The sequence below is a fragment of the Leptothoe spongobia TAU-MAC 1115 genome, assembly GCF_018739885.1.
Taxonomy (GTDB): Bacteria; Cyanobacteriota; Cyanobacteriia; order Phormidesmidales; family Phormidesmidaceae; genus Leptothoe; species Leptothoe spongobia.
In genome coordinates, this window is record NZ_JADOES010000011.1 from 55,517 (window position 1) to 78,212 (window position 22,696).

The 22,696-nt window shown below is 46.6% G+C and carries 22 protein-coding genes; 19 read left to right on the top strand and 3 right to left on the bottom strand.

Annotation, left to right across the window (positions count from 1 at the left end):
- Positions 1-14 precede the first annotated feature (14 nt).
- Positions 15-653 (bottom strand): 50S ribosomal protein L3, encoded by a 639-nt coding sequence (gene rplC, locus IXB50_RS07960; RefSeq protein ID WP_215608426.1) that lies wholly within the window; start codon positions 651-653, stop codon positions 15-17.
- 473 nt (positions 654-1,126) lie between these two features.
- On the opposite strand from rplC, the gene IXB50_RS07965 reads away from it, so the two are divergent.
- The 17 genes from IXB50_RS07965 (at position 1,127) to IXB50_RS08045 (ending at position 16,697) form a co-directional block, all read left to right on the top strand.
- Positions 1,127-1,600: an NAD(P)H-quinone oxidoreductase subunit N gene (locus IXB50_RS07965; RefSeq protein ID WP_215608427.1), complete on the top strand. Its 474-nt coding sequence runs from the start codon at positions 1,127-1,129 to the stop codon at positions 1,598-1,600.
- 85 nt (positions 1,601-1,685) lie between these two features.
- The gene (ldpA, locus tag IXB50_RS07970; protein ID WP_215608428.1) at positions 1,686-2,831 is read left to right on the top strand and encodes a circadian clock protein LdpA; all 1,146 of its coding nucleotides are present in this window, start codon (positions 1,686-1,688) and stop codon (positions 2,829-2,831) included.
- A 90-nt stretch (positions 2,832-2,921) separates the two neighbouring features.
- The gene (locus IXB50_RS07975; RefSeq protein WP_215608429.1) at positions 2,922-4,706 is read left to right on the top strand and encodes a R3H domain-containing nucleic acid-binding protein; all 1,785 of its coding nucleotides are present in this window, start codon (positions 2,922-2,924) and stop codon (positions 4,704-4,706) included.
- 128 nt (positions 4,707-4,834) lie between these two features.
- On the top strand, positions 4,835-5,245 hold the full coding sequence (psb27, locus tag IXB50_RS07980; RefSeq protein WP_215608430.1) for a photosystem II protein Psb27: 411 nt from the start codon (positions 4,835-4,837) through the stop codon (positions 5,243-5,245).
- Between the two features lie 231 nt (positions 5,246-5,476).
- Positions 5,477-5,590, top strand: coding sequence for a 50S ribosomal protein L36 (gene rpmJ / locus IXB50_RS07985; protein ID WP_006515920.1), 114 nt, complete (start codon positions 5,477-5,479; stop codon positions 5,588-5,590).
- 104 nt (positions 5,591-5,694) lie between these two features.
- Positions 5,695-6,075, top strand: a complete 381-nt coding sequence (gene rpsM / locus IXB50_RS07990) for a 30S ribosomal protein S13 (RefSeq protein WP_215608431.1) — start codon at positions 5,695-5,697, stop codon at positions 6,073-6,075.
- A 173-nt stretch (positions 6,076-6,248) separates the two neighbouring features.
- Complete coding sequence (gene rpsK / locus IXB50_RS07995; RefSeq protein WP_215608432.1) at positions 6,249-6,641, top strand: 30S ribosomal protein S11; 393 nt, start codon at positions 6,249-6,251, stop codon at positions 6,639-6,641.
- A 66-nt stretch (positions 6,642-6,707) separates the two neighbouring features.
- Entirely contained in the window at positions 6,708-7,655 is a 948-nt protein-coding gene (locus tag IXB50_RS08000) for a DNA-directed RNA polymerase subunit alpha (RefSeq protein WP_215608433.1), read from the top strand.
- Positions 7,656-7,748: 93 nt separating this feature from the next.
- Complete coding sequence (gene rplQ / locus IXB50_RS08005; protein WP_215608434.1) at positions 7,749-8,099, top strand: 50S ribosomal protein L17; 351 nt, start codon at positions 7,749-7,751, stop codon at positions 8,097-8,099.
- 10 nt (positions 8,100-8,109) lie between these two features.
- Complete coding sequence (gene truA / locus IXB50_RS08010) at positions 8,110-8,988, top strand: tRNA pseudouridine(38-40) synthase TruA (protein ID WP_215608435.1); 879 nt, start codon at positions 8,110-8,112, stop codon at positions 8,986-8,988.
- An 86-nt stretch (positions 8,989-9,074) separates the two neighbouring features.
- The gene (rplM, locus tag IXB50_RS08015) at positions 9,075-9,506 is read left to right on the top strand and encodes a 50S ribosomal protein L13 (RefSeq protein WP_215608436.1); all 432 of its coding nucleotides are present in this window, start codon (positions 9,075-9,077) and stop codon (positions 9,504-9,506) included.
- 42 nt (positions 9,507-9,548) lie between these two features.
- Positions 9,549-9,959, top strand: a complete 411-nt coding sequence (gene rpsI / locus IXB50_RS08020) for a 30S ribosomal protein S9 (protein WP_215608437.1) — start codon at positions 9,549-9,551, stop codon at positions 9,957-9,959.
- Positions 9,960-10,009: 50 nt separating this feature from the next.
- Complete coding sequence (rpmE, locus tag IXB50_RS08025) at positions 10,010-10,252, top strand: 50S ribosomal protein L31 (protein ID WP_215608438.1); 243 nt, start codon at positions 10,010-10,012, stop codon at positions 10,250-10,252.
- Between the two features lie 107 nt (positions 10,253-10,359).
- The gene (gene prfA, locus IXB50_RS08030; protein WP_215608439.1) at positions 10,360-11,463 is read left to right on the top strand and encodes a peptide chain release factor 1; all 1,104 of its coding nucleotides are present in this window, start codon (positions 10,360-10,362) and stop codon (positions 11,461-11,463) included.
- A gap of 108 nt (positions 11,464-11,571) precedes the next feature.
- Positions 11,572-12,816, top strand: coding sequence for a metallophosphoesterase family protein (locus tag IXB50_RS08035; protein ID WP_215608440.1), 1,245 nt, complete (start codon positions 11,572-11,574; stop codon positions 12,814-12,816).
- Positions 12,817-12,955: 139 nt separating this feature from the next.
- A complete protein-coding gene (locus tag IXB50_RS08040) occupies positions 12,956-15,496 on the top strand; it encodes a M48 family metalloprotease (protein WP_215608441.1) in 2,541 nt (846 codons plus the stop codon).
- A 748-nt stretch (positions 15,497-16,244) separates the two neighbouring features.
- Complete coding sequence (locus IXB50_RS08045; protein ID WP_215608442.1) at positions 16,245-16,697, top strand: RNA recognition motif domain-containing protein; 453 nt, start codon at positions 16,245-16,247, stop codon at positions 16,695-16,697.
- 116 nt (positions 16,698-16,813) lie between these two features.
- Here IXB50_RS08045 and crtB read toward each other — a convergent pair whose 3' ends face one another.
- Positions 16,814-17,743 carry a 15-cis-phytoene synthase CrtB gene (crtB, locus tag IXB50_RS08050; RefSeq protein ID WP_215608443.1) on the bottom strand — a complete coding sequence of 310 codons (930 nt, stop codon included), beginning with the start codon at positions 17,741-17,743 and terminating at the stop codon, positions 16,814-16,816.
- A 468-nt stretch (positions 17,744-18,211) separates the two neighbouring features.
- Here crtB and glyA point away from each other — a divergent pair, with 468 nt between their 5' ends.
- Positions 18,212-19,492, top strand: coding sequence for a serine hydroxymethyltransferase (gene glyA / locus IXB50_RS08055; protein WP_215608444.1), 1,281 nt, complete (start codon positions 18,212-18,214; stop codon positions 19,490-19,492).
- 407 nt (positions 19,493-19,899) lie between these two features.
- Positions 19,900-20,964, top strand: a complete 1,065-nt coding sequence (locus IXB50_RS08060) for a glycosyltransferase family 4 protein (protein WP_215608445.1) — start codon at positions 19,900-19,902, stop codon at positions 20,962-20,964.
- 89 nt (positions 20,965-21,053) lie between these two features.
- Here the strand turns inward: IXB50_RS08060 and IXB50_RS08065 are convergent, their stop codons facing one another.
- Entirely contained in the window at positions 21,054-22,616 is a 1,563-nt protein-coding gene (locus IXB50_RS08065) for an ArnT family glycosyltransferase (RefSeq protein WP_215608446.1), read from the bottom strand.
- Positions 22,617-22,696: the final 80 nt, after the last annotated feature.

The following is a 22,696-nucleotide window of genomic DNA, read 5'->3' on the forward strand; positions in this document are numbered from 1 at the left end:
AGTTCCTAACCCCCTTATTTCTTGCCAACAATATTTGCAGGGGTAATGTTCAAAAGTGCTCCTGGCTTACCAGGCACAGCACCTTTTACCAACAGAACATTACGCTCACTATCAACTTTGACAACCGAAAGCTTTCGAACCGTAACTTGAACGTTACCCATCTGCCCAGCCATTTTCTTGCCGGGATAAACGCGCCCAGGAGTAGTACCGGGACCAATAGAACCTGGCAAGCGATGATTCTTAGAACCATGGGTCATGGGGCCACGACTAAAATTGTGGCGTTTTTGGTTGCCCGCAAATCCCTTACCAATGCTTTTGCCGGAGACATCTATAAGTTGACCGGCTTCAAAAATATCTGCTGCCAGGGTTTGCCCTAACTCAAAGGCTGCACTATCGTCAACACGATATTCACGCAAATGGCGCAGATTCGTATCTCCTGCCTTCCTGAGGTGACCTAATTCAGGCTTACTCAATGCTTTTTCTGCCACTTCCTGATAGCCAAGCTGCACGGCGCAGTAGCCATCGGTTTGCTGCGTTTTGACTTGGGTAACAACGCAGGGGCCAGCTTGGATGACAGTTACTGGCACAGCATTACCAGCGTCATCAAACACCTGAGTCATTCCCAGCTTTGTCCCGAGAATACCGACAGACACAATTAATCTCCGACTAGACATTTTAGCCAAACTACAAACATTGCAGCCAGCATCGTGAACCCCTTGTTTTTTCACAGCGGGGGAAATTACCTAAAAAAGCGAACAAACACCCTGAGGATTTTGTCACTCCTCTAGAAATTCAACCGTATTTGATTGAATACTTTATAGAAGTAGCCAGGACTAAGTTTGCGAGTTCAAAGCCAATAAAGGCATTGATTTTGCAGTCCTTTGGGCTATAAAAGTAGCGCCTTAGACTTAAACAGATAGACCGTTTAGTATCTAACTTGGCAGCGGTCTACAATCGTACAGAGATTTGATGCAATTGTCCATCATTTTCTGAAAAGTATTCTGCAGTGAGATTTTGATCGTTTTTCTTTAGGTGAACTACTAAGGGTTTGATTCAAAGGAGGGGGTCAACGGCCCTAATATATAGGTAATGAAAAAACTATAGATAGGTACTGCTCACATAAGCTATGGGATTACTTGTACTTGGCAATCGATTTGTCCGTGATTTAGAAAGTAACGGAGCCCTGGCAGTACGGGTGCCGCTAGAGGGAGGATTTGAGGGGCGCTATCAACGACGGATGCGGGCAGCAGGTTATGAAAGTCTACATATGACAGCCCGTGGACTGGGAGATTTATCCGCTTATTTAGGGGATATTCATGGTGTCCGCCCTCCTCACCTGGGGAAAAAAGATGTAGGGCAAGCTGCTGTTGGAGCTCGCTACTTTGTGCCTCCAGTTTTAGGATATCGACTAGAACGTATGGCCCCTGGGATTAAAGGAATTGTGCTCTGGCTAATTGAGGGGCACATATTATCGAGCCAGGAATTGGCATTTTTGGCAGCCTTATGTGCCTCTGACTCACGTATCAAAGTCGTCGTTGAGCTGGGTGGTGATCGCTCTTTCAAATGGTTTCCCTTGAAGGACGCTGTCCAATCTGCATAAGGAACTACATAAGAATTAAACCTCAAAAAAGAACATTTGTTCTAGGATCGCTGTAAGTCCAATTGATAAGAGATGGCATAGGTGGGTGACTAACCTCCAAAATCCGTTAGAGTCCCTCAAGCGTGGGCAATGGTTTAAGTTAATTTGTGGTGCTAGCTACCAAGATGTGGCAGCGATCCGGAATTTGTCTCTGGTTTATGGTTTAGCAGGGGCAGATTGCATTGATGTGGCAGCGGACCTAGCAGTGGTACGTGCTGCTTGTGAAGGTATTTATATATCGCAGTCAGTTGCATCCACTGGCTTAGGCTCTCGTCCATGGCTAATGGTGAGCTTAAATGACGGACAAGATCCTCACTTTCGTAAGGCTTGGTTTGATGGTCAACAGTGTCCAAGCACCTGTTTACGCCCCTGCGAGCGAGTCTGCCCAGCCGATGCCATATTGCCAATTCCAAATGGGAAGGTGGAAACTGCTCTAGAAGTATTGACTGAGCGCTGCTATGGCTGTGGACGATGTTTACCGGTCTGTCCCCAAAACTTAATTGAGGAACATGCATTCACAGTCAGTTCAAGTGACATTATTCCAAACCTTATATCGTATGTGGATGCAATCGAAATCCATACCCAAGTGGGTCGACAAAAAGAATTTGAAAAATTGTGGCAGCAGCTGAGCCCCTATATTCCTCAACTCAAGCTAGTGGCCGTGAGCTGTCCTGACCATGAGCCCAATAGCAATGCCATTGTTGATTATCTAAACCAACTGTATCCATTGATGAGGCCCAAACCCAACCAACTGTTATGGCAGACTGATGGTCGCCCCATGAGTGGTGATATTGGAAAGGGCACAACTCGCGCCACTATTCGCCTGGCTCAAAAAGTCTTAAACGCCCGTTTACCTGGCTATGTTCAACTAGCGGGCGGGACTAATAACTATACGATGGCTAAGTTGCGATCTCTCAATCTGATCAAAGAATCACATCAGCCCATTGATGGGGATCAGGTTGCATCGCAAGCCATCCATGGAATTGCCTACGGTAGTTATGCACGACAATTGGTGAATTTAGGGGATGGACATCTGGAAACTAAGCCTAAGCAACTGTGGCACCAGGTTAGCTTGGCCCGTGACTTAGTAAGCCAAATCAAACCCGATGTCCATAACATCCCCCATGTCTCACAATTCTTAAAACAGCAAGATCACTTGCCACAAGCCTCAGCTGCTACTATCCCTCCATAATCTTTGTAGTCAGGGGACCTTTCTATATGCTGCAGGACAGAACCTCTAATTGCACCTTTTCCTAAAATTCTCTGTTTAACCTCCAAATCTATGGCTCGTTCAGACGAATCTCAGCTCGCGCCTGAATCGACTTCTGCATTGTCTAGTATTACCCCTCCAATTCATGATGATTTGGATCAGTTACTTAGTATCTTGCCTGCTGAACTGCGTCAGCCCTTGAGCAATCATTCTCAACGCCATCAGCTCATTGAGGTAATTCTGGATTTGGGTAGACGCCCTGAAGCTAGATTTCCAGGCCAAGCTGACTACCTATCAAAACAAGTGATCTCTAGCGCTGATCTACAGCACTGTATTGAGCGGGTTGGTACGTTTGGTGGTGATAACAGAGCTGGAATCGAAAAGACTCTACACCGCATCAGCGCCATACGAAACCGAAGTGGGACAATTATTGGCCTCACTTGTCGTGTGGGACGAGCTGTATTTGGCACCGTAGAAATAATTCGCGACCTTGTCGAAGCAGGAAAGTCAATTTTACTGTTAGGTCGACCAGGTGTAGGAAAAACAACAGCTCTCCGTGAAATCGCTCGCGTACTGGCAGATGACCTCAAGAAGCGAGTGGTCATCATCGACACATCCAATGAAATCGCCGGTGATGGCGATATTCCTCATCCCGCCATCGGTCGTGCCCGTCGGATGCAGGTAGCTCGTCCAGAGCAACAACATCAAGTGATGATCGAAGCCGTTGAAAATCATACCCCTGAGGTCATCATTATTGACGAAATTGGTACTGAGTTAGAAGCACTCGCCGCTCGTACCATTGCTGAGCGAGGTGTGCAGCTAGTAGGTACAGCTCACGGCAACCAACTAGAAAACTTAATTAAAAACCCCACGCTGGCAGACTTAGTTGGCGGTATTCAAACCGTTACCTTGGGAGACGATGAAGCTCGGCGTCGCGGTAGCCAGAAAAGCGTATTGGAGCGCAAAGCACCTCCCACTTTTGAGATGGCCATCGAAATGCTAGAACGACAGCGATGGGTAGTCCATGAAGATGTCGCAACGACCATTGATCATCTACTCCGAGGACGGTTACCTGAGACCCAGATACGGTCAATCGGTGACAGTGGCAAGGTGGTCATTACCCATGAGCTTCCAGATGTAATCAGCCAACGGCGCAGCACCCGGCGAACGGCTAGAGGCTGGAGAGAAACGGGTCAAATGGAGCCCATAACCTCTACCTCCAATCGTTCTCGCCGCTCTGCCCCCACTCCTTTGCCTCTGCCCACAGCAGCTGATAATTTTCAGGAACTATTAGATCAACAGTTAGATACGACCAGCCTAGAGATGTCGTCACCGGTAGGTCTCAATGGCGAAGACTTAGTACCAATTTATCCCTATGGCATTAGTCGAGAACAACTGCACCATGTGATCGATACGCTCAAGTTACCGGTTGCCATTACCAAAGAACTAGGAGTGGCCCAAGCCGTATTAGCATTGCGATCTCATGTGCGCAATCATTCAAAACTCAAAACTATCGCCAAATCGCGTCAGCTCCCCATATACACAGTCAAGTCAAATACCATTCCACAAATTACACGGGCTCTACAACGGCTACTAGATATTGATCCCAGAGATCAGGCAGCAGCCATCGACCTTTCCCTATTTACCCGGCAAGGAGACGACGACGAACTAGAGGCTCTTGAAGAAGCGAGACTAGCCGTTGAACAAATTGTTATCCCTAAAGGGCAGCCAGTTGAACTACTTCCTCGTTCTGCCAAAATCCGAAAAATGCAGCATGAACTAGCCGAACATTATCGCCTCAAGTCTCTGAGTTTTGGCGATGAGCCCAATCGTCGACTACGCATTTTCCCCGCTTAGTAAGCAACGAAGAAAATTCGCATCTGCCGCGAAGATTTCTCCTCAGGACACCATTCCGATAAGATAATCACCACAAGTCCAGTAGCCAGGCACACCAAAGTGGAGCCATCTTAATTGGGAATAAGTTTATGAAACGCATTTTGTCTCGTTTATTTGCATTTACCCTAGTGGCAATCCTGGGCCTCACCAGCTGCGGTGGTGCTGGCATGGGGGCCGATGGCCTAAGTGGCAACTATCGCCAGGATACGATAGATGTAATGGGAACCCTCAGAACAGCCATTGAGCTGCCTGCGGATTCTCCAAATTTACCTGAGGTGCAAACTCAGGCCAGGCAACAAATTAATGCTTTTGCAGCTCGTTACCGTCGTTCGGCAGGGGCATCAAGTTTGAGTTCCTTCGCCACGATGCAAACAGCACTCAGTGCTCTGGCAGGACATTACAGCTCATACCCAAATCGTCCTATTCCAGCCAAACTTAAAACCCGTCTTGAGCAAGAGTTTAAGCAGGTTGAAATGGCCCTTCGTCGGGAAGCAGCTTAGCAGCCCAGCTGAATCTATAGACTAAAAGGCCCTGGCGTAGTGATGCATCAGGGCCTTTTAGTTAAAACGTGTAACCATGAAGCATCTGAATACAAAGTACTGCAAGTTTTTTGCCAGTTAGCAAGCGCTAAAGTCGGCATCAACTATTCGCAACAAAAATTAATTGACTGCTTGTTAAAGCATTTGCTAGAATCACACTTCTGTAGACAAGTCTTATTACATTTTTTCAGCATGAAAGTACGGGCATCCGTCAAGAAGATGTGCGACAAGTGCCGGGTGATCCGTCGGCGCGGTCGAGTTATGGTGATTTGTTCTAACCCTAAGCATAAGCAACGTCAGGGTTAGTCGCTGTAACAGGTTTAACGTTTATTTCATATTCAACTTAGCGGTTGCCCACTGACAAGTCAGTGCTTACGTAACCGCACGGCAGCAAACTAGGAGAAAGCACGGTGGCACGTATTGCAGGCGTTGACCTACCCAGGGATAAGCGCATTGAGATTGGGTTAACCTACATTTATGGTATCGGCCTGAGTCGATCAAAGGAAATCTTGGCAAAGACTGGGGTCAATGCCGATATCCGCGTCAAGGATTTGGTAGACAGCGATGTAGCAAAACTACGAGAAGTAGTCGAAGGCGACTATCAGATCGAAGGTGATCTGAGACGTTGGGAGAGCATGAATATCAAGCGGCTGATGGATATTGGCTGCTACAGAGGGCGTCGTCACCGTATGGGTCTGCCAGTTCGTGGTCAACGTACTCGTACTAATGCGCGTACTCGACGTGGTAAGCGTCTAGCTATTGCTGGGAAGAAGAAGCCTGGGAAGAAGTAAATCCTGAGAACGCAATCTGCAGGTGATCTTTATATAGGGTTGCCGATTAAAACATGCGTGGTAAAACAGGGGAAGTATTTTGGCAAGGCAGCACAAATCGGCAGACAGAATAATGACTGCTCGATGAGTACGAAAGGGTTTGAAAAGTTAACGTTTTTCGGAATACACGAACTATGGCAAAAGGCGTCAAGCGGTCAGGTGGACGCAAATCGAGAAAGAATATCCCCAATGGTGTCGTCCACATCCAATCGACATTCAACAACACTATTGTGACCATTACAGACACCAAGGGTGATGCAATTTCATGGGCATCAGCTGGTTCTAGTGGATTCAAAGGAGCTAAAAAAGGCACTCCATTTGCAGCTCAAACTGCGGCTGACAGTGCTGCTCGTCGGGCTATGGATCAGGGTATGCGCCAAGTTGAGGTAATGGTCAGCGGTCCTGGTGCTGGCCGTGAAACGGCTATTCGTGCTTTACAAGGGGCTGGGTTAGAAATCACTTTGATTCGCGATGTCACTCCAATTCCCCACAACGGTTGCCGTCCTCCAAAGCGTCGCCGTGTCTAAATATTTGCTACCTATCAGCTAATCGATCAGCCAGCAGGCAATAGCCATCCAAGGGAGGTCACTGTAGTGGGACAGTTTCAAGTTGAATGCGTAGAATCAATTGTTGACGACGACCAGAGCCAATTTAGTCGATTTGTCATCGAGCCCCTTGAGCGGAGTCAAGGTATTACTGTAGGCAATGCCCTCAGACGAGTACTACTTTCCAACTTAGAAGGTGCAGCTATCACTGCCGTTCGTATGGCAGGAGCTAACCACGAATTTGCCACTATTCCAGGTGTTCGTGAAGATGTTTTGGACATTATTCTAAACCTGAAAGAGGTTGTACTCAAAACTTATACAAATCAGCCACAAATTGGTCGTTTAGCTGTGCAAGGTCCAGCAACCGTTACAGCTGCACACTTTGAGTTACCTGCTGAGGTAGAGTTAATTAACCCAGATCACTACGTAGCTTCGGTTGCTCAGGGTCATACCCTTGAGATGGAATTCCGAGTGGAAAACGGTCGTGGGTATCGGGCTGTCAGTAACAACCGGGATGAGGCAACTGCATTAGATTTTATGCAGATTGATGCCATCTTTATGCCTGTTCGTAAGGTTAACTATTCTGTTGAAGAAACGATCGTTGGGGCTGATCAGCCAAAAGATCGTCTGATTATGGAAGTTAGCACTAACGGTAGCCTAACTCCTCAACAAGCCATGAGTCAGGCAGCAGATATATTGGTGGACTTGTTTAATCCACTGAAGGATGTCACTCTTGAACCGAAGCGGGATGAGGATGTTAAAGAAGAAGACACCACCTATCAAATCCCGATTGAGGAACTACAGCTATCTGTACGAGCTTACAATTGTTTGAAGCGCGCTCAGATTAACTCTGTTTCTGATCTGCTGGACTATAGCCAAGAAGATCTCTTGGAGATCAAGAATTTTGGTCAGAAGTCAGCTGAAGAGGTTGTTGAGGCTTTGCACTACCGTCTAGGCATTATGTTGCCGATGGAGAAGCCGGCGAAGTCATCTTAGGTTTCTAGTTTTCGGCCTTGAATCCTTTCAGGCCATCCTCCGAAGCCCCAGGCTTCGGTTTTTTCTTGTTTACAGTGCTAATAAGGAGACTCCATGCGCCACCGTTGTCGTACGCCCCATCTGGGTAAACCTGCTGACCAGCGTCGTGCTTTGTTGCGATCGCTAACCACCGAACTTATTCGTCACGGTCGAATTAAAACCACGCTAACTCGTGCTAAGGCTGTTCGCTCTGAAGCTGAGCGTATGATTACACTCGCCAAAGAAGGCTCTTTGGCTGCTCGTCGCCGAGCTATGGGCTACATATATGACAAAGATCTTGTGCATGCTCTATTTGAGCAAGCCCCCACTCGCTATGCCGAACGCCAAGGTGGATATACCCGCATTGTACGCACAGTTAGTCGCCGAGGTGACAACTCTGTGATGGCTATTATTGAGCTTACCTAGTTTTTGCTCAATGGCTAACCGTACCCTAGCCAAACAACTAGAGGCTGTACCTGAGCATGAACAGGGAACTCATCGGGTAGCTATCATCATTCAGTACCAAGGCACCCACTTTCGTGGTTGGCAACGTCAACCAGAGGAACGTACGGTACAAGCAGAGATTGAAACGGCCATAGCATCCGTGCTGGGTTCAGAAGTAACCATTCATGGTGCAGGGCGAACTGATGCAGGCGTACATGCGGCAGCTCAGGTAGCCCACTTTGATGTTCCTAAGGTGATCCCTGCTTATCGGTGGGCATCTATTCTCAACCATCGCTTGAATGAAGATATTGTCATTCGTGCCTCTGCTCACGTTCCTGATAATTGGCATGCTCAGTACTCAGCCCAATGGCGACGGTATCGATACACCATCTATACCGATGCCTATCCAAACCTCTTCATTAGTCCATATACATGGCACGTCTACCATGAACCCTTGGACGAACATCTAATGCAGGCGGCATTAACTCCCATGGTGGGTTATCATGAGCTAACTGCGTTTCATCGCGCGGGATCTAGTCGTGCCCATTCATGGGTTGAGTTGCAAGCGGCTAAATGTTCCCGTCATGGACCGTTTGTTCAGGTTGAGTTGCAGGCTGCCGGTTTCCTCTACGGCATGGTGCGCCTGGTGATGGGCTTACTAGTGAGGGTTGGGCGGGGTCGCCTAACCCCTGCTGCTTTTACCGAACTTTGGCAGTCAGGGCGACGTGATTTGGTGAAACATGCCGCGCCTGCCCGGGGACTTTGCCTATTACGGGTAGGTTACCAACATTTCCCCTTTGCGCCGGACGCTTGGTTTGACACCCAACCAAAGCTCACGTTGCATTCCACCACAAAGAATTTGGCTGTTTAGATTACTATCAGTAGTCTTTGAGATGTAATTTCCCACTCTTGATGGCAGCCTCCTTCCATTCAGTTCGTTGATATCAGAGCCTAAGCATGTTTAAGACCTATATTCCTCCTGTCCAAGAAATTGACAAAAAGTGGTATGTTGTCGACGCCGCTGACAAGCGACTTGGTCGTCTAGCAACAGAAATTGCCAGTATTCTGCGGGGCAAGAATAAACCCACGTTCACACCCAATATGGACACGGGTGACTTTGTTATCGTAATCAACGCTGAAAAGGTGGACGTAACTGGTAGAAAGCGTCAGCAGAAACTATACCGCCGCCATTCCGGTCGCCCCGGTGGAATGAAGGTTGAAACATTTGAGCAGTTACAAAATCGCATCCCTGAACGCATTATCGAAAAAGCTGTGAAGGGAATGCTGCCTAAAAATGCTCTCGGGCGTAAGCTGTTTACAAACCTGAAGGTCTATGCAGGCTCTGAGCATCCCCACGAAGCTCAAAAACCTGAAGTAATCGATCTCTAGTTAATCTGAATTCAAACAATATCTACAGGAGAACATCATCACATGACAGAAGAACAGTCTGATCGCGTTGTTTATTGGGGTACTGGTCGTCGTAAAGCGGCTATAGCTCGTGTTCGTCTAGTACCTGGAGATGGCAAACTTGTTGTCAACGGCAAGCCAGGTGAAACCCATCTTCAGAACAATGCCGCTTATATGTCGGCAACCAAGGCTCCCCTCGAAACCCTTGGGCTTGAGTCCGATTACGATATCTTGGTTAACGTCCGTGGTGGTGGTCTAACAGGTCAAGCTGATGCCATTAAACTGGGTGTTGCCCGTGCCCTTTGTGAACTGGATCCCGCAAATCGTGGCCCGCTGAAAATTGAAGGCTATCTTACTCGTGATCCCCGTTGTAAGGAACGCAAAAAGTACGGTTTGAAGAAAGCGCGTAAAGCATCTCAGTTCTCAAAACGCTAATTTTTCAAGTCTGTTTATTTTTTAGATATCTCATTACCCGGAATCGACCCATGCCAAAAGCTGATATTCATCCTAAGTGGTATCCCGATGCCAAGGTTTACTGCGACGGCAAACTGATTATGACTGTGGGCTCAACCAAGCCCGAGCTTCACGTTGATGTATGGTCTGGCAATCATCCTTTCTACACAGGTACTCAAAAGATCATTGATACTGAAGGTCGTGTAGAGCGATTTTTACGTAAGTACGGCATGTCCGACAATAGCAATAAGACCGAAGATAGCGCTGAAGGCTAGCTGCTAATAAACATCAATTTGAGATCCGAGGGATGAATATATCCCTCGGATGTTTTGTATTTGACTAACCATTAGCAGTCCCTCGCTGAAACTCTTAAGCAAATCCCATGGCTGAGCAATATCTCCTCGATAAACTTAAGTCGGTTGAACAGACCTTTGAAGAACTCACTCGTCGTCTTGCCGACCCTGATGTGGCCAAAGATCCGGATGAGTTTCAAAAGATTGCTAAGGCAAGAGCATCGTTAGAGGAAACCATCACAACCTATAACGATTGGAAAAAAGCGCAATCAGATTATGAAGGGGCTCAGGAAGTCTACAAAGAGTCCGCAGGTGACGATGAACTGCGGGAAATGGCATTGCTTGAAGTTGAAGAACTTAAGGAAAAGATTGAGGCTCTAGAGACTCAACTCAAAATTTTATTACTACCGCGAGATCCTAATGATGATAAAAACATCATGCTGGAAATCCGTGCTGGTGCAGGTGGTGATGAAGCCGGCATCTGGGCCGGAGATTTACTACGGATGTACTCACGATATTCCGAAGGACAGGGATGGAAAGTGCAAACCTTGAGCCAATCGGTAGCTGATATGGGTGGCTGTAAAGAAGCTATTTTAGAAATTAAAGGGGATCAAGTCTATAGCAAGCTGAAATTTGAAGCAGGTGTTCATCGTGTCCAACGAGTACCTGCCACAGAAACTAGTGGTCGTGTCCATACATCCACAGCCACTGTGGCCGTGATGCCAGAAGTAGACGATGTTGAAGTTAAAATTGATCCTAAAGATATTGACCTGAGTACAGCTCGATCAGGTGGTGCCGGTGGTCAGAATGTCAACAAGGTGGAGACAGCTGTCGATTTATTTCACAAGCCGACAGGCATTCGCATCTTTTGTACTGAAGAGCGATCGCAACTACAAAACCGAGAGCGCGCCATGCAAATTCTTCGTGCCAAGCTCTATGAAATGATGCTTCAAGAGCAACAAGCTGAGGTGACCGATATGCGCCGATCCCAAGTTGGGACCGGATCACGTTCAGAAAAGATCCGTACCTACAATTACAAAGACAATCGGGTCACAGATCATCGTCTCGGTCAAAACTTTAGTTTGTCTCCAGCTCTAGAAGGGGACATTGAGATTATGGTGCAGTCTTGTATTACTCAAGATCAGCAGGCTAAGTTGGAACAATTAGCAGCTGAGACTGAAACTACAGTTTAGGAAAATGGGATAACGGTTATTAGATGAGAAATGGCCGATAGTTGATTTGGCTTGAAACTTTCAACTTAAGGTTAAAATCTAGCAGCTGCAACCCATATCTCTCACCTCATGGCCAAATTTCTGCATGTTGCCGATGTCCACCTAGGTTTTGATCGCTATAACAGCAAAGTACGCACTACGGACTTTTTTCACACCCTATGGGATGTATTTGAGCGATATGCCATTGGTACAGCTGTAGATTTTGTGGTGATTGCTGGTGATCTATTTGAGCATCGCATGATCCAACCTGCCATCTTAAATCAAGCTCAGCTTTGTCTCCAACAATTAGAAAAGGCTGAGATCCCGGTGATCGCCATCGAAGGCAACCATGATAACTGTCCCTATGGGACAAAAACTAGCTGGCTGCGTTATTTATCTGACTGGGGATTACTCAAACTCCTCGAACCTGATCCAGGTGACGTAATGTATACCCATTGGGACGATGACACTAAACGAGGTGGCTACATCGATCTAGCCTGTGGTGTCCGAATCATGGGTTCAAACTGGTACGGAGCTGCTGCGCCAAAAGCTATTGAGCAAATTAGTCAGGCAATCGCAGCATTACCGTCTGGTCCAGACTCTCAGATTTTACTTTTCCACCATGGTCTAGAAGGGCAAATCGCTCGCTATTCGGGAGCGCTACGCTACAGAGACTTACTTCCCCTCAAAGAAGTGGGAGTAGACTATCTCGGTCTAGGACATATTCATAAACATTACACAGTCGATAATTGGGTTTTTAATCCTGGTTCTCTCGAAGCCAATAATGTGGAAGAAAGCTCTTTTGAGCGAGGTGCTTTGCTAGTCGAAATCATGAATGGAAAGGTTAAAGCCCAGCTGAAAACGGATTATCAACAGCGTCCTATCGTCCGTTTATCCCTAAAATTGCGTGGGCAGGAAGCTCTCCAAGATATTGAAGAACTAGCCCTAAAAACCATCAATCAATCAATTGAACAAAAACAAATAGCCCCTGAGCAACAACCTATTGTTGAGTTACGCATTGAGGGGCAAGTAGGGTTCGAGCGATTAGAGCTAGACACACGTCAGCTACAGAATAGATTACAGACCCACTGCGGAGCACTCATCTTTCTCCTCAAGTATGAGGTGGATAATATTGCCTACGGTACTCCAATAGCGGACGATGCCGACCGCCATCAAATTGAACGAGAGATTTTTAACGATCTCTTGTCAGCTAATAATGTCTATAAAAAACGAGCCCAACCCCTTGCCGAAGGCTTGATTGATCTGAAAGAGCGTCAGTTACTCGGTGAAACTGAAAAAACTCTCTATACGATAGTAGAGCAGATTTTAAAGTAAACACTTTAATGGATCAGCATTTTGATGGGCTATAAGCATTGGCATCTCATATTTACGACGTCAAATAATGCGCCACATTCTATAGATACATCCAGCTAAACCGTCTTTTAAGCATTCGCGCTAAGATCGCGGCACAATTGTGCGTCCTGCACTGCCGTTAAGGACATTAGAGGATATTGGCATGGGTTTAGATCGATCGCCAGAACAACTGCTCAAAGCCGGACTAGCTGCGCTTAAGCAAAAAGACTATGGGCGTGCGATCTCAACGTTTCAGCAGATCTCTCAGACAGACGGAAGCAGTACCAGTCATCAGCTTAAAGCACAAATGGGACTGATTCGTACCTATGAGGAGCAAGGAAACCATGACCAGGCTCGAGACCTCTGCAAGCCTTTACTCAAGAGTCGCAGCCAGGCAATCCGTCAGTGGGCCCATGAAAAATTACAGCAACTGACTACTATTGAAAAAATATCGATTAAGCAGCCAGTTAATAATTTGGATAACGTCAATCAAGCTAGTGGCGTTATCTCTAACACAAGTGGATTTGTCCCCTTTAATGCCGAGGAAAGGACTGTGCCTCAAGTCTCTGACTCAGCACATTCATCAGACATCTCAACGCCTCAGACCAAAATCCAGGACTTTCCCCAGGAACAGAAGAGCGTTACCGACAGAACATCTGTCAGTAGTACGCCGTCGAAAGCTACAGCAACTCCAGAAGCCAACTTAACCGAACAGCAGGTCGGGTCATCTCTGTTTCATTATCAGAATCTCAACAACAATCGAAGGGTTGAGCATAAAACAGACATCACCAATACATCTACTGAGACCGACCCTAAGGTCTCGGCAGCCTCCCAAACCGAGAATTTCTCAGCAAATCTAACTCAGCTCCGACCCAACAAACAACCTAAACGACCAGTCAAGACAACTATAGCCACAGCATTAGGTCCTGAGACCTGGCCCCAGGGCAGTCGACTCAGAACCTTAAAGTCTCTAGGCAAAGTCAGTATGGGTCGGCTTTGGTTTGCTCAATTAGCGACTATTCCTATTATTTTCTGGGTAGTCCGCTGGCTAGTAAAAACCGCTTTATCATGCACCCGTGACTATCTTCTGTTTCTCAATCGACTATTACCCATCAACCTCAAACTCCCAGACTTTTTTTGGGGTACTCAGACTTGGACAGTCATTATTGGCTTCGGTGCACTCACACTTGCTGCACCTTGGCTATGGTCATTCTTACTGCGTCCAACCAAAAACCTGTCAACCCAACAGCTGAAATCTTACAGTCCAGAAGCTAGTCAATTATTACGTCGCTTTTGCGCCCAACGTCACTGGCCTGTTCCTAAAGTTCAACTCATTACCAGTGATTTGCCCCTGATTTTTTCCTATGGCTGGCGACCTCGGCATGGAAAGATCGTGGTCAGTCAAGGTCTACTTGAGCATCTAGCCGCTGATGAGTTAGCTGCTGTAATGATGTATGAAATAAGTCACTGGTCAACCTTAGATTGGATCTTTTTTTCTACTCACGGGTTATTGCTACAGGGATTTCACCGAGTCTATTGGTTTCTGGCTCAGTGGGGGGAAAATCGATCTGCCTTGTTGAAAATCACCGCAGGTACTATAGCGAATCTGAGCTATGGCATTTTTTGGCTTTTGACTCAGGTGAGTTGTGGACTGGCTCGTATCCGTACCCCCTATCGAGATCGCAAAACAGCTGAGCTTACGGGCAATCCCAATGGCCTCATACGCGCCTTAGCTAAACTTTCAGCAGCCATGGCGAATACTGTTAACCGTCAAGGATATACTCCACAACTGCTAGAAAGCTTGGATTTAATGTTGCCCGTGGGTCCTACTAGCGTAGGCACATCGAGCCAACACTTTGCTTGGGGAGCATTTAATCCATTACGTCATTGGTTATCACTAAATCAGGGACATCCTCCTCTAGGAGATAGGATTTACATTATCAATGCCTATGGACGGCACTGGAAGCTAACACCTAGTCTTAACTTTGCGCAACTACAACTCAAACACGGTTCACGCGCCCTTACTCAAAGGGACTGGAAAAACCTTCTATTACAAGCAGGAGCCTGGTCTGGCCTAATGATTGGGTTAGGTGTAGCAATGATAATGTGGCTGATGGGTGCGATCGCAACACATTTTGATCTATCTCTACTGGCCTGGCTATACAAAGATCGCAGTATTCTCCTGAGTATGCCGTTGATTGGTACAGCTACAGGACATTTACTCCGCATCAATCCATTTTTTCCAGAGATAGCAGACTCCATACCTATCAATGAAGCAGAATTAGCCAATTGGCAAACAGATCCTACCCTTGTGCCCTTGAGTAGCCTCCCCATCAAAATCAACGGCACTTTAACGGGGCGTCCTGCCTTAGCAAACTGGTTAGGACAAGAATGGAGACTACGCACAAAATACGGCAGCATTAAACTGCACCATACCGCTTATTTCGGCCCTTTAAGCAACATTCAAGGGCTAACCCCTTGGCTCAATACCCCCTTACAAGTCACGGGCTGGTTTCGTCGCGGACACCACATCTGGATTGATATTGACCGCTTGCGTACTCAGCAAAATCAAACAAAATTGGCCCAACATCCACTGTGGGCAGCCATGATCAGCGCTATACCATTAGCTTACGGCCTCTGGATCATTTTTAAAGGTGTTTAAGCCTGAGCCTACCAATCAAATCAACACCCCAAAAATATCAATACCCAATCAAGCATTGCGGCTATTTTCATAAAATGTTAAATTTTGTAAACGAGCACTAACAACCTAGCCATTTTCAAATTTCTAGTTTGGGAATTTGGCGTTAGGTGTGGGTTCTCCTACTCTCAACACAGCAAACCAGTCACATTAGAGTGGCTGGTTTTTTATTACAGCTATGGAGTCCAAGAAATCTACCTCAAGCTGGCCAACCAGGTATCCCCACTCCTTGCTGCTATCACGCCATGAGCTTCAAACAAACCTACTTTAATCATAGAATTTAGACTTTGTAGTCTAAGTTCTATGGCTACTCCACGTTATCTTTAGGGAGCTTCACCAAAAAAACCATTGAATCACTTGGCTTGGCATCGGACAGCATGATACCTTGAGGAGGTAGAAATACGGTCTATTTCTCATTTCATGCAGTGAGAGACCTCTGGAAAAGAAACTGATACATAGCTTTTTAAGAGGCTATTGATAGAGGTTGAGGGGTAATTTTGACAGACCGCCCAATTAGGGTTTTTGATTGATTCAAGTAGTTACTCGCTTAATATGGCCAGTCAGTTTTTGCTGCGGTTCGTCACTTTTTAAAGTATTGAGAGTCAGAGCGCCAAATTTTCTTCTAGGTATGTTTGACTCCTAGAGTAGACTGACTGATTTGTTGTTAGCCATCCGCTGCAATTGTTTTTTAGATTTGTTTAAGAGGTATCCCATGTCAGTGCGCTTATATATTGGCAATCTTCCCCGTGAATTAGAACGCGAGGAATTTGAAGCTGTTTTTGCAGAGGACGTTGATAATATCGTTTCAGTCAAGCTAATTGCGGACAGAAAAACAGGTAAGTGTCGGGGATTTGGTTTTGTAACCGTTAAAACTGACGAAATCGCCGATACTCTTGTGAGTAAGTACAATGGCCAGGCTCTGCAAGATGCAACTCTAAAAGTAGAAAAGGCAATGCCTCGCGCTAAAGAAAATGAGGGTGCAGCAACCAACAATAGCGGTAATAGCAATCGGAAAGGAGGTGGCAAGCGCAACAGTGGTGGCAATAATCGTAAACCTGCGAGCTATTCCTCCCCAGCGCCAGAAAGCACTCAGCCCGATCCTCGTTGGGCTTCTGATTTAGCCAAATTGAAGGAAATGCTAGCCGCACAAACAACGGCTTCTTAGAACAAAACTCAATCAGCGCAATTTACATAGATAAGAAAGCCCAAGAATTGCTTCTTGGGCTTTCTTATTGCTATTTCTAGACTAAAAAGTTTCTCTGTCTGGCAAACTAACCTGACTTAAAGCACCCGAGCACGTAATAGGGCAGGGGGTAAACACAGAAGCTTACGCACGGTGGGTACAAATGCACGACGATTAAAAACGTCGTATTGATTTTCAGCAATTACATCCAGAATCTTCCGATAGAGCATAAGTGCAGACCATACTGGCCAACGAGCATCGGGACTCAATACAGTAATTCCTAACTCAGCCTGACGATAAAACTTCAACGCTCGCTGAATCTGAAAACGCATCAACGCCCGCCACCGCTCATCAATCACCCCATTAATCAAATCCGCTTCACTATATTTGAAGAGTTCCAAATCCTCAAGTGGTAAGTAGATACGTCCCCGTCGGGCATCCTCACCCACATCCCGCAAAATGTTGGTCAATTGATTAGCAATTCCAAGTGCGATCGCTTCCTCAGTCGGACAAGGTAATGCTTTGGCCCATGGTGCGGTGTTGTACTCAGGGTCAACACCCATGACAACCGTAGACATCAACCCAACAGTTCCTGCAACGCGATAACAGTAAAGCTTCAAATCATCAAAGGTTTCATAGCGAGAGCAGTGCAAATCCATCCGCTGCCCCGAAATCATGTCACGAAATGGCTGAATATCTAAAGCAAAATGCCCCAAAGCATCAACCATAGCCACGTCATAATCATCCTTGGGACGACCTGCAAAAACAGATTCTAGCTGTTCTTCCCAATCGTCAAGAGTCGCTTCAGTCGTAAATTGAGCAGATGGACCATCCACCAACTCATCTGTACGACGGCACCACACATAGATAGCCCAGATGGCCCGGCGTTTGGCTTCAGACATCAGCATCGTACCCATATAAAAGGTTTTTGAGTACTTAGCAGTAATCTGCCGACAGCGCTCGTAGGACTCATCTACAGACGCCAACACAGATGCAGGCGAGACAGTGGTGGTGGGTTGCAAAAGCATGGGTGTCCTTATTCAACGAAAAGCGTCATGGGCTAGTGGCGAGTTAATAAGCAGTGGCCATTTTTTCTACCACAATATGACAAATCAAATTCACCTTACAAACACTAAGTGCTTGCTTAAACACATCCAAGGTAAATTTTGGAGTTTCTTTGCCAGAAAAGCAAAAAACCTAGATGTGACCAAAGGTTATTACCTCAAAACAGCGATTGCTCCCATGGCCCTGTTTATCTAATTCCATTATAGATTTTCAAGCGTTACATTTTGATACAAAAACGTAATATTTAGAGTTAGAGCGATTAGAACGGTGCGGTCAAGTCAAATACTGATAGGCATAAGCAACCACAAATCAGCTAATACCTTCACTAGCAGCGCGGTACTATAATCTGCGGGTGACATACAGTAATTCCAAAATCTCACTGCCTGACCCCACAAAAAGTCAGGCTTATTAAACTTAGAGCATCCATTCCCATGACCACTAATTTTGACTTTTTAAGACAAACTGATCCAGATATTACAGCCATCATTGGGCGAGAGCGTCAACGCCAACAAGACCACTTGGAGCTCATTGCCAGTGAGAACTTTACATCCCCCGCTGTCATGGCTGCGCAAGGTTCAGTGTTGACCAACAAATATGCGGAAGGCCTGCCTAACAAACGGTACTACGGTGGCTGTGAATTTGTAGATCAAGCAGAAGCCCTGGCTATTGAAAGAGTTAAACAGCTTTTCGGCGCTGCCCATGCAAATGTCCAGCCCCATTCCGGAGCCCAAGCAAACTTTGCTGTCTTTTTAGCCCTGCTAAAGCCCGGAGACACAATTATGGGCATGGATCTTTCCCATGGTGGTCATTTAACCCACGGTTCTCCAGTTAACGTTTCAGGTAAGTGGTTTAATGTCATCCAATATGGCGTCAATCAGACTAATGAACAGCTTGACTATGATGCTATTCGAGAACTGGCTCTGCAGCATAAGCCCCAAATGCTGATCTGTGGCTATTCAGCCTATCCTCGCACAATTCACTTTGATAAGTTTCGAGCCATTGCCGATGAGGTTGGAGCTTATCTGATGGCTGATATTGCCCACATTGCAGGGCTAGTAGCCACAGGCCACCACCCTAATCCCATCCCTCACTGCCATGTGGTTACCACCACCACCCACAAAACATTACGCGGTCCTCGGGGTGGTTTGATTATGACTAGCGATCCAGACCTGGGCAAAAAATTTGATAAAGCCGTTTTTCCCGGTAGCCAGGGTGGCCCCCTAGAACACGTCATCGCAGCAAAGGCCGTTGCCTTTGGTGAAGCCCTCAAGCCTGAATTCAAAACTTACTCCGCCCAGGTCATTGCCAATGCGCAAGCACTTGCAGCTCAGTTACAAGCACGAGATATCAAGGTTGTATCGGACGGTACTGATAATCACTTAGTCTTAGTTGACTTACGCTCCATTGGCATGACAGGGAAACAGGCCGATGCGCTAGTCAGTATGGTCAATATCACCGCAAATAAAAATACAGTCCCCTTTGATCCCGAATCACCCTTTGTAACCAGTGGTCTTCGCTTGGGGTCTCCCGCGATGACCACTAGAGGACTAGAAGTTCAAGATTTCAAAGAGATTGCCAACATTATTGCTGATCGGCTGCTATCTCCTGAGGATAGTAATGTTGAAACCACCTGTCGAAATCGCGTTGCCGACCTTTGTAGTCGCTTCCCACTGTACCCTCATCTACATTCAACACAGACTGTGCTGACATAGGCATGTTTTGTTTTTAAGCTAACTGAATCAACATTTTACTGTTGCTGATTTAAGGTATGAATCAATCTATTGAAGTCGTTATTTGTCAGTAAATCACAGAGTAATTTATACCCTAAATCAGCGACTCCAGTATTTTTGCTTGGTTTGGTCAGTTAACTCACCCTAAATTCCTACTGAATTAAAGTTGATACGTCAGAGACTCATAACTAAATAAGATACCTATAAATAATTGATACCCCTAATAGATGAGTGTTGTTAGACCAACAACACTATTTGGCACCTTTGAATTAACAACTTGAAAGTTTTAAAAAACCTGCTAGGGTGACGGTGACTATTGTGTATGCTGCCGACCCTCTGAGTTGACTTCATAAATAGATTGAGCCGTCTTACCTCATCCTCTGTCACCCATGCCCTTTCAGATATATCCCCTACTGGCTTTTACGCTGTCAGCCGCTGTGGTGCTTTTGGCAACTCCAGTTGTCAAACGAATTGGGTTACACAGCGGTCGAGTCGATATGCCTGGAGGACGAAAAGTTCATCAGGTTCCCATGGTCAGATTGGGGGGGGTATCCATTTTTCTGGGAACAGTCGTTGCCCTGTTGGTTGTGTGGAATACAGGCGGCTTTATGGATGCCCAAGGTCAGCAGCTGATAAATGAACCTGAAGCAGAAATCTGGGGAGTTACCCTAGGTGGCCTAGCATTTTTCTTAATTGGCTTACTAGATGACCTGTTTGGACTGTCCGCCATTAGTCGATTACTCATGCAGGCCATTGTGGCTGCTATTACCTGGCATGTGGGTGTTGATATTGCATTTGTTTCGATTCCAGGCATAGGAATTGTACAGCTGGCTAATTGGGTGAGCTTACCCGTAACTGTTATTTGGCTGGTAGGAATGGCTAATGCCATTAATTGGATTGATGGATTAGATGGGTTAGCAGCCGGAGTCTCTGGGATTGCAGCCATCGTCATGATGCTGGTGGCCCTATTTATGGAACAGCCTGCAGCAGCTATCATTGCAGCAGCACTTGCAGGCGGAGCGCTGAGTTTTTTGAAATACAACTTCAATCCGGCTCAGATCTTTATGGGCGATGGCGGGGCCTACTATATGGGTTTTACCCTAGGCGGTGTTGGAGTGATCGGCCTGGTTAAGGGGGTAACTACCGCTGCAGTATTTCTACCCTACTTACTCATACTGGCAGTTCCTATTTTGGATATGTCAGCGGTAATTCTGGCACGCCTACGTCGCGGGTTATCGCCATTTGTGGCTGATAAACGTCATCTGCATCATCGCCTTTTAAATGCTGGGTTGTCCCATCGGTTTACGGTGCTGTTTATCTATGCCCTCACCCTATGGGTAGGCAGTCTTGCCTTAGCTTTTTCGGGCATGCCCAGTGGCATCGTCTATGCACTAGGTTCAACGGCTCTACTGAGCTACACCAGCTGGCGAGCCAAACGCCATGCCAGGCAATGAAAGATTGTTCTGACGACGACCTGAACTCATCAATTCAATAGAGGGTGAACTGGATAGGGTAGGTCTTGCACCTACCCTAATTTTTTAGGTCAATACGGATATTTATAGGGTGCGATTAATTTCCCGACATCGTATAGGTAAAACGTTTCTGTGGTCGCCCCTGCTCTATGGGTTTCAACAATCTCTAATAAATCAAACCGCTCAAAGTAAGGGGCATAGGTAGCTCGAATTTGGTGCTGGTCGTCATCGGCAATACTGAGAAATAGTCCTGAACATCCAAGCCAGGCTGCTGGGTTAAACCACACGGCGTGTCCCCGTGGATCCTGGGTAAAGGCCATGACAGGCACTGAAGTGATGGGACTAACGGCCATATCTACATAGCCACTTAACCAAAATTCATTGGTTACCAGGAAATCAGCGGTTGAGAGCGCATCTCCTACTCTCGACTCTGTCAACACATGCCGCAGCTTTACCACATCAATCATCGTCGTTGTCGGATCAGTTGCTGGAGGCAGTATTGCTACTAAACCTCCTGGTCGTTGCAAAGTGCCTAAAGCCACATGCCCTAAGGCAAAAATCAGCAGCGTAGCTATCACTAAAGAACTACCCACCAGCCATCGTCTAACTGTGCTTGGAGACCAGCCTGCCATGGCCAACGCCAGCAACAAACTCAGACTCCACAGCCCTGGTGCAGGCCAAGCTGGATAAATGTGAGTAACTCCGCCCAATAGAGTAAAACCAAGGGCAATAGGCAGACCTAACCACAGCACAAACCGCTGCCGGAGATCGCTCAATTGCAAAAGACTACGCCCGCTGGCCCACCACAAAGGAAAACCCAGGGACGGAAATAGATAAGCTACCCCCACCAGCCATACGCCCACCATATTCAGCAAATTAAACTCAGTTTGGCGGGCAGTGTTGCCACCATCAAATCGCTCTGATAAATGAAAGCCAAAAGATAACCAATCATGGTGGACATTCCAGTACAGCAACGGTGTCAGAGCAAATAGAAACAGGATCAAGGCTGCGCCGGTCCATGGAGATACCAGTGCCTGTCGATGCTTCGCACTGGTAAGACAAAATCCGATTAAACTCAGACCCAAAATAAAACCGTGGTACTTACTGATACAGGTTAGCCCCAGCAATAATCCAATCAAGGCAATTTTGCTGGTAGGGCGATAGGGCTTTTCCATAGGGAAAAACTCCAACACTGCTACATACATAACTGCCGACCAACCCAAAATAAGCGCGTTATCGGGAGCTGCCAACAATCCAAAGCTAAAAATAAAGAGGGGGCAGAGAGATGCGATCGCAACTGCCCACATACCTACCACCGAACTAAATAACCGCCGTCCACTCAGATAGATAAACCCCGTACTCAATCCGTATAGCACCAATGCGCCCAATCGGAGGGTCAGGGGAGAGATATAACCGGTTAACCAGGGCCCGACTGCCGTAGTCAATGCCACCATCACCGGGTGATCAAAATAACTCCAATCCCAATGCTGGGTGTATAGAAAGTAATAAGCCTCATCAAACCCTGGCGGTAGCAACCACGCAATTAGCAACCGCATTACCCAAGAGCCGACCAATAGTCCCAACAGCCAGTTTGGCCAATGTCTCAACTCTCTTAGGGGTGAATTCTGATTCATTTCCATGTCGACCAAAGCTCATCCCGCTATCCGCGCACCTCACAGTATCAGATCAAATCAGGGAGAAATGCTTTACCATC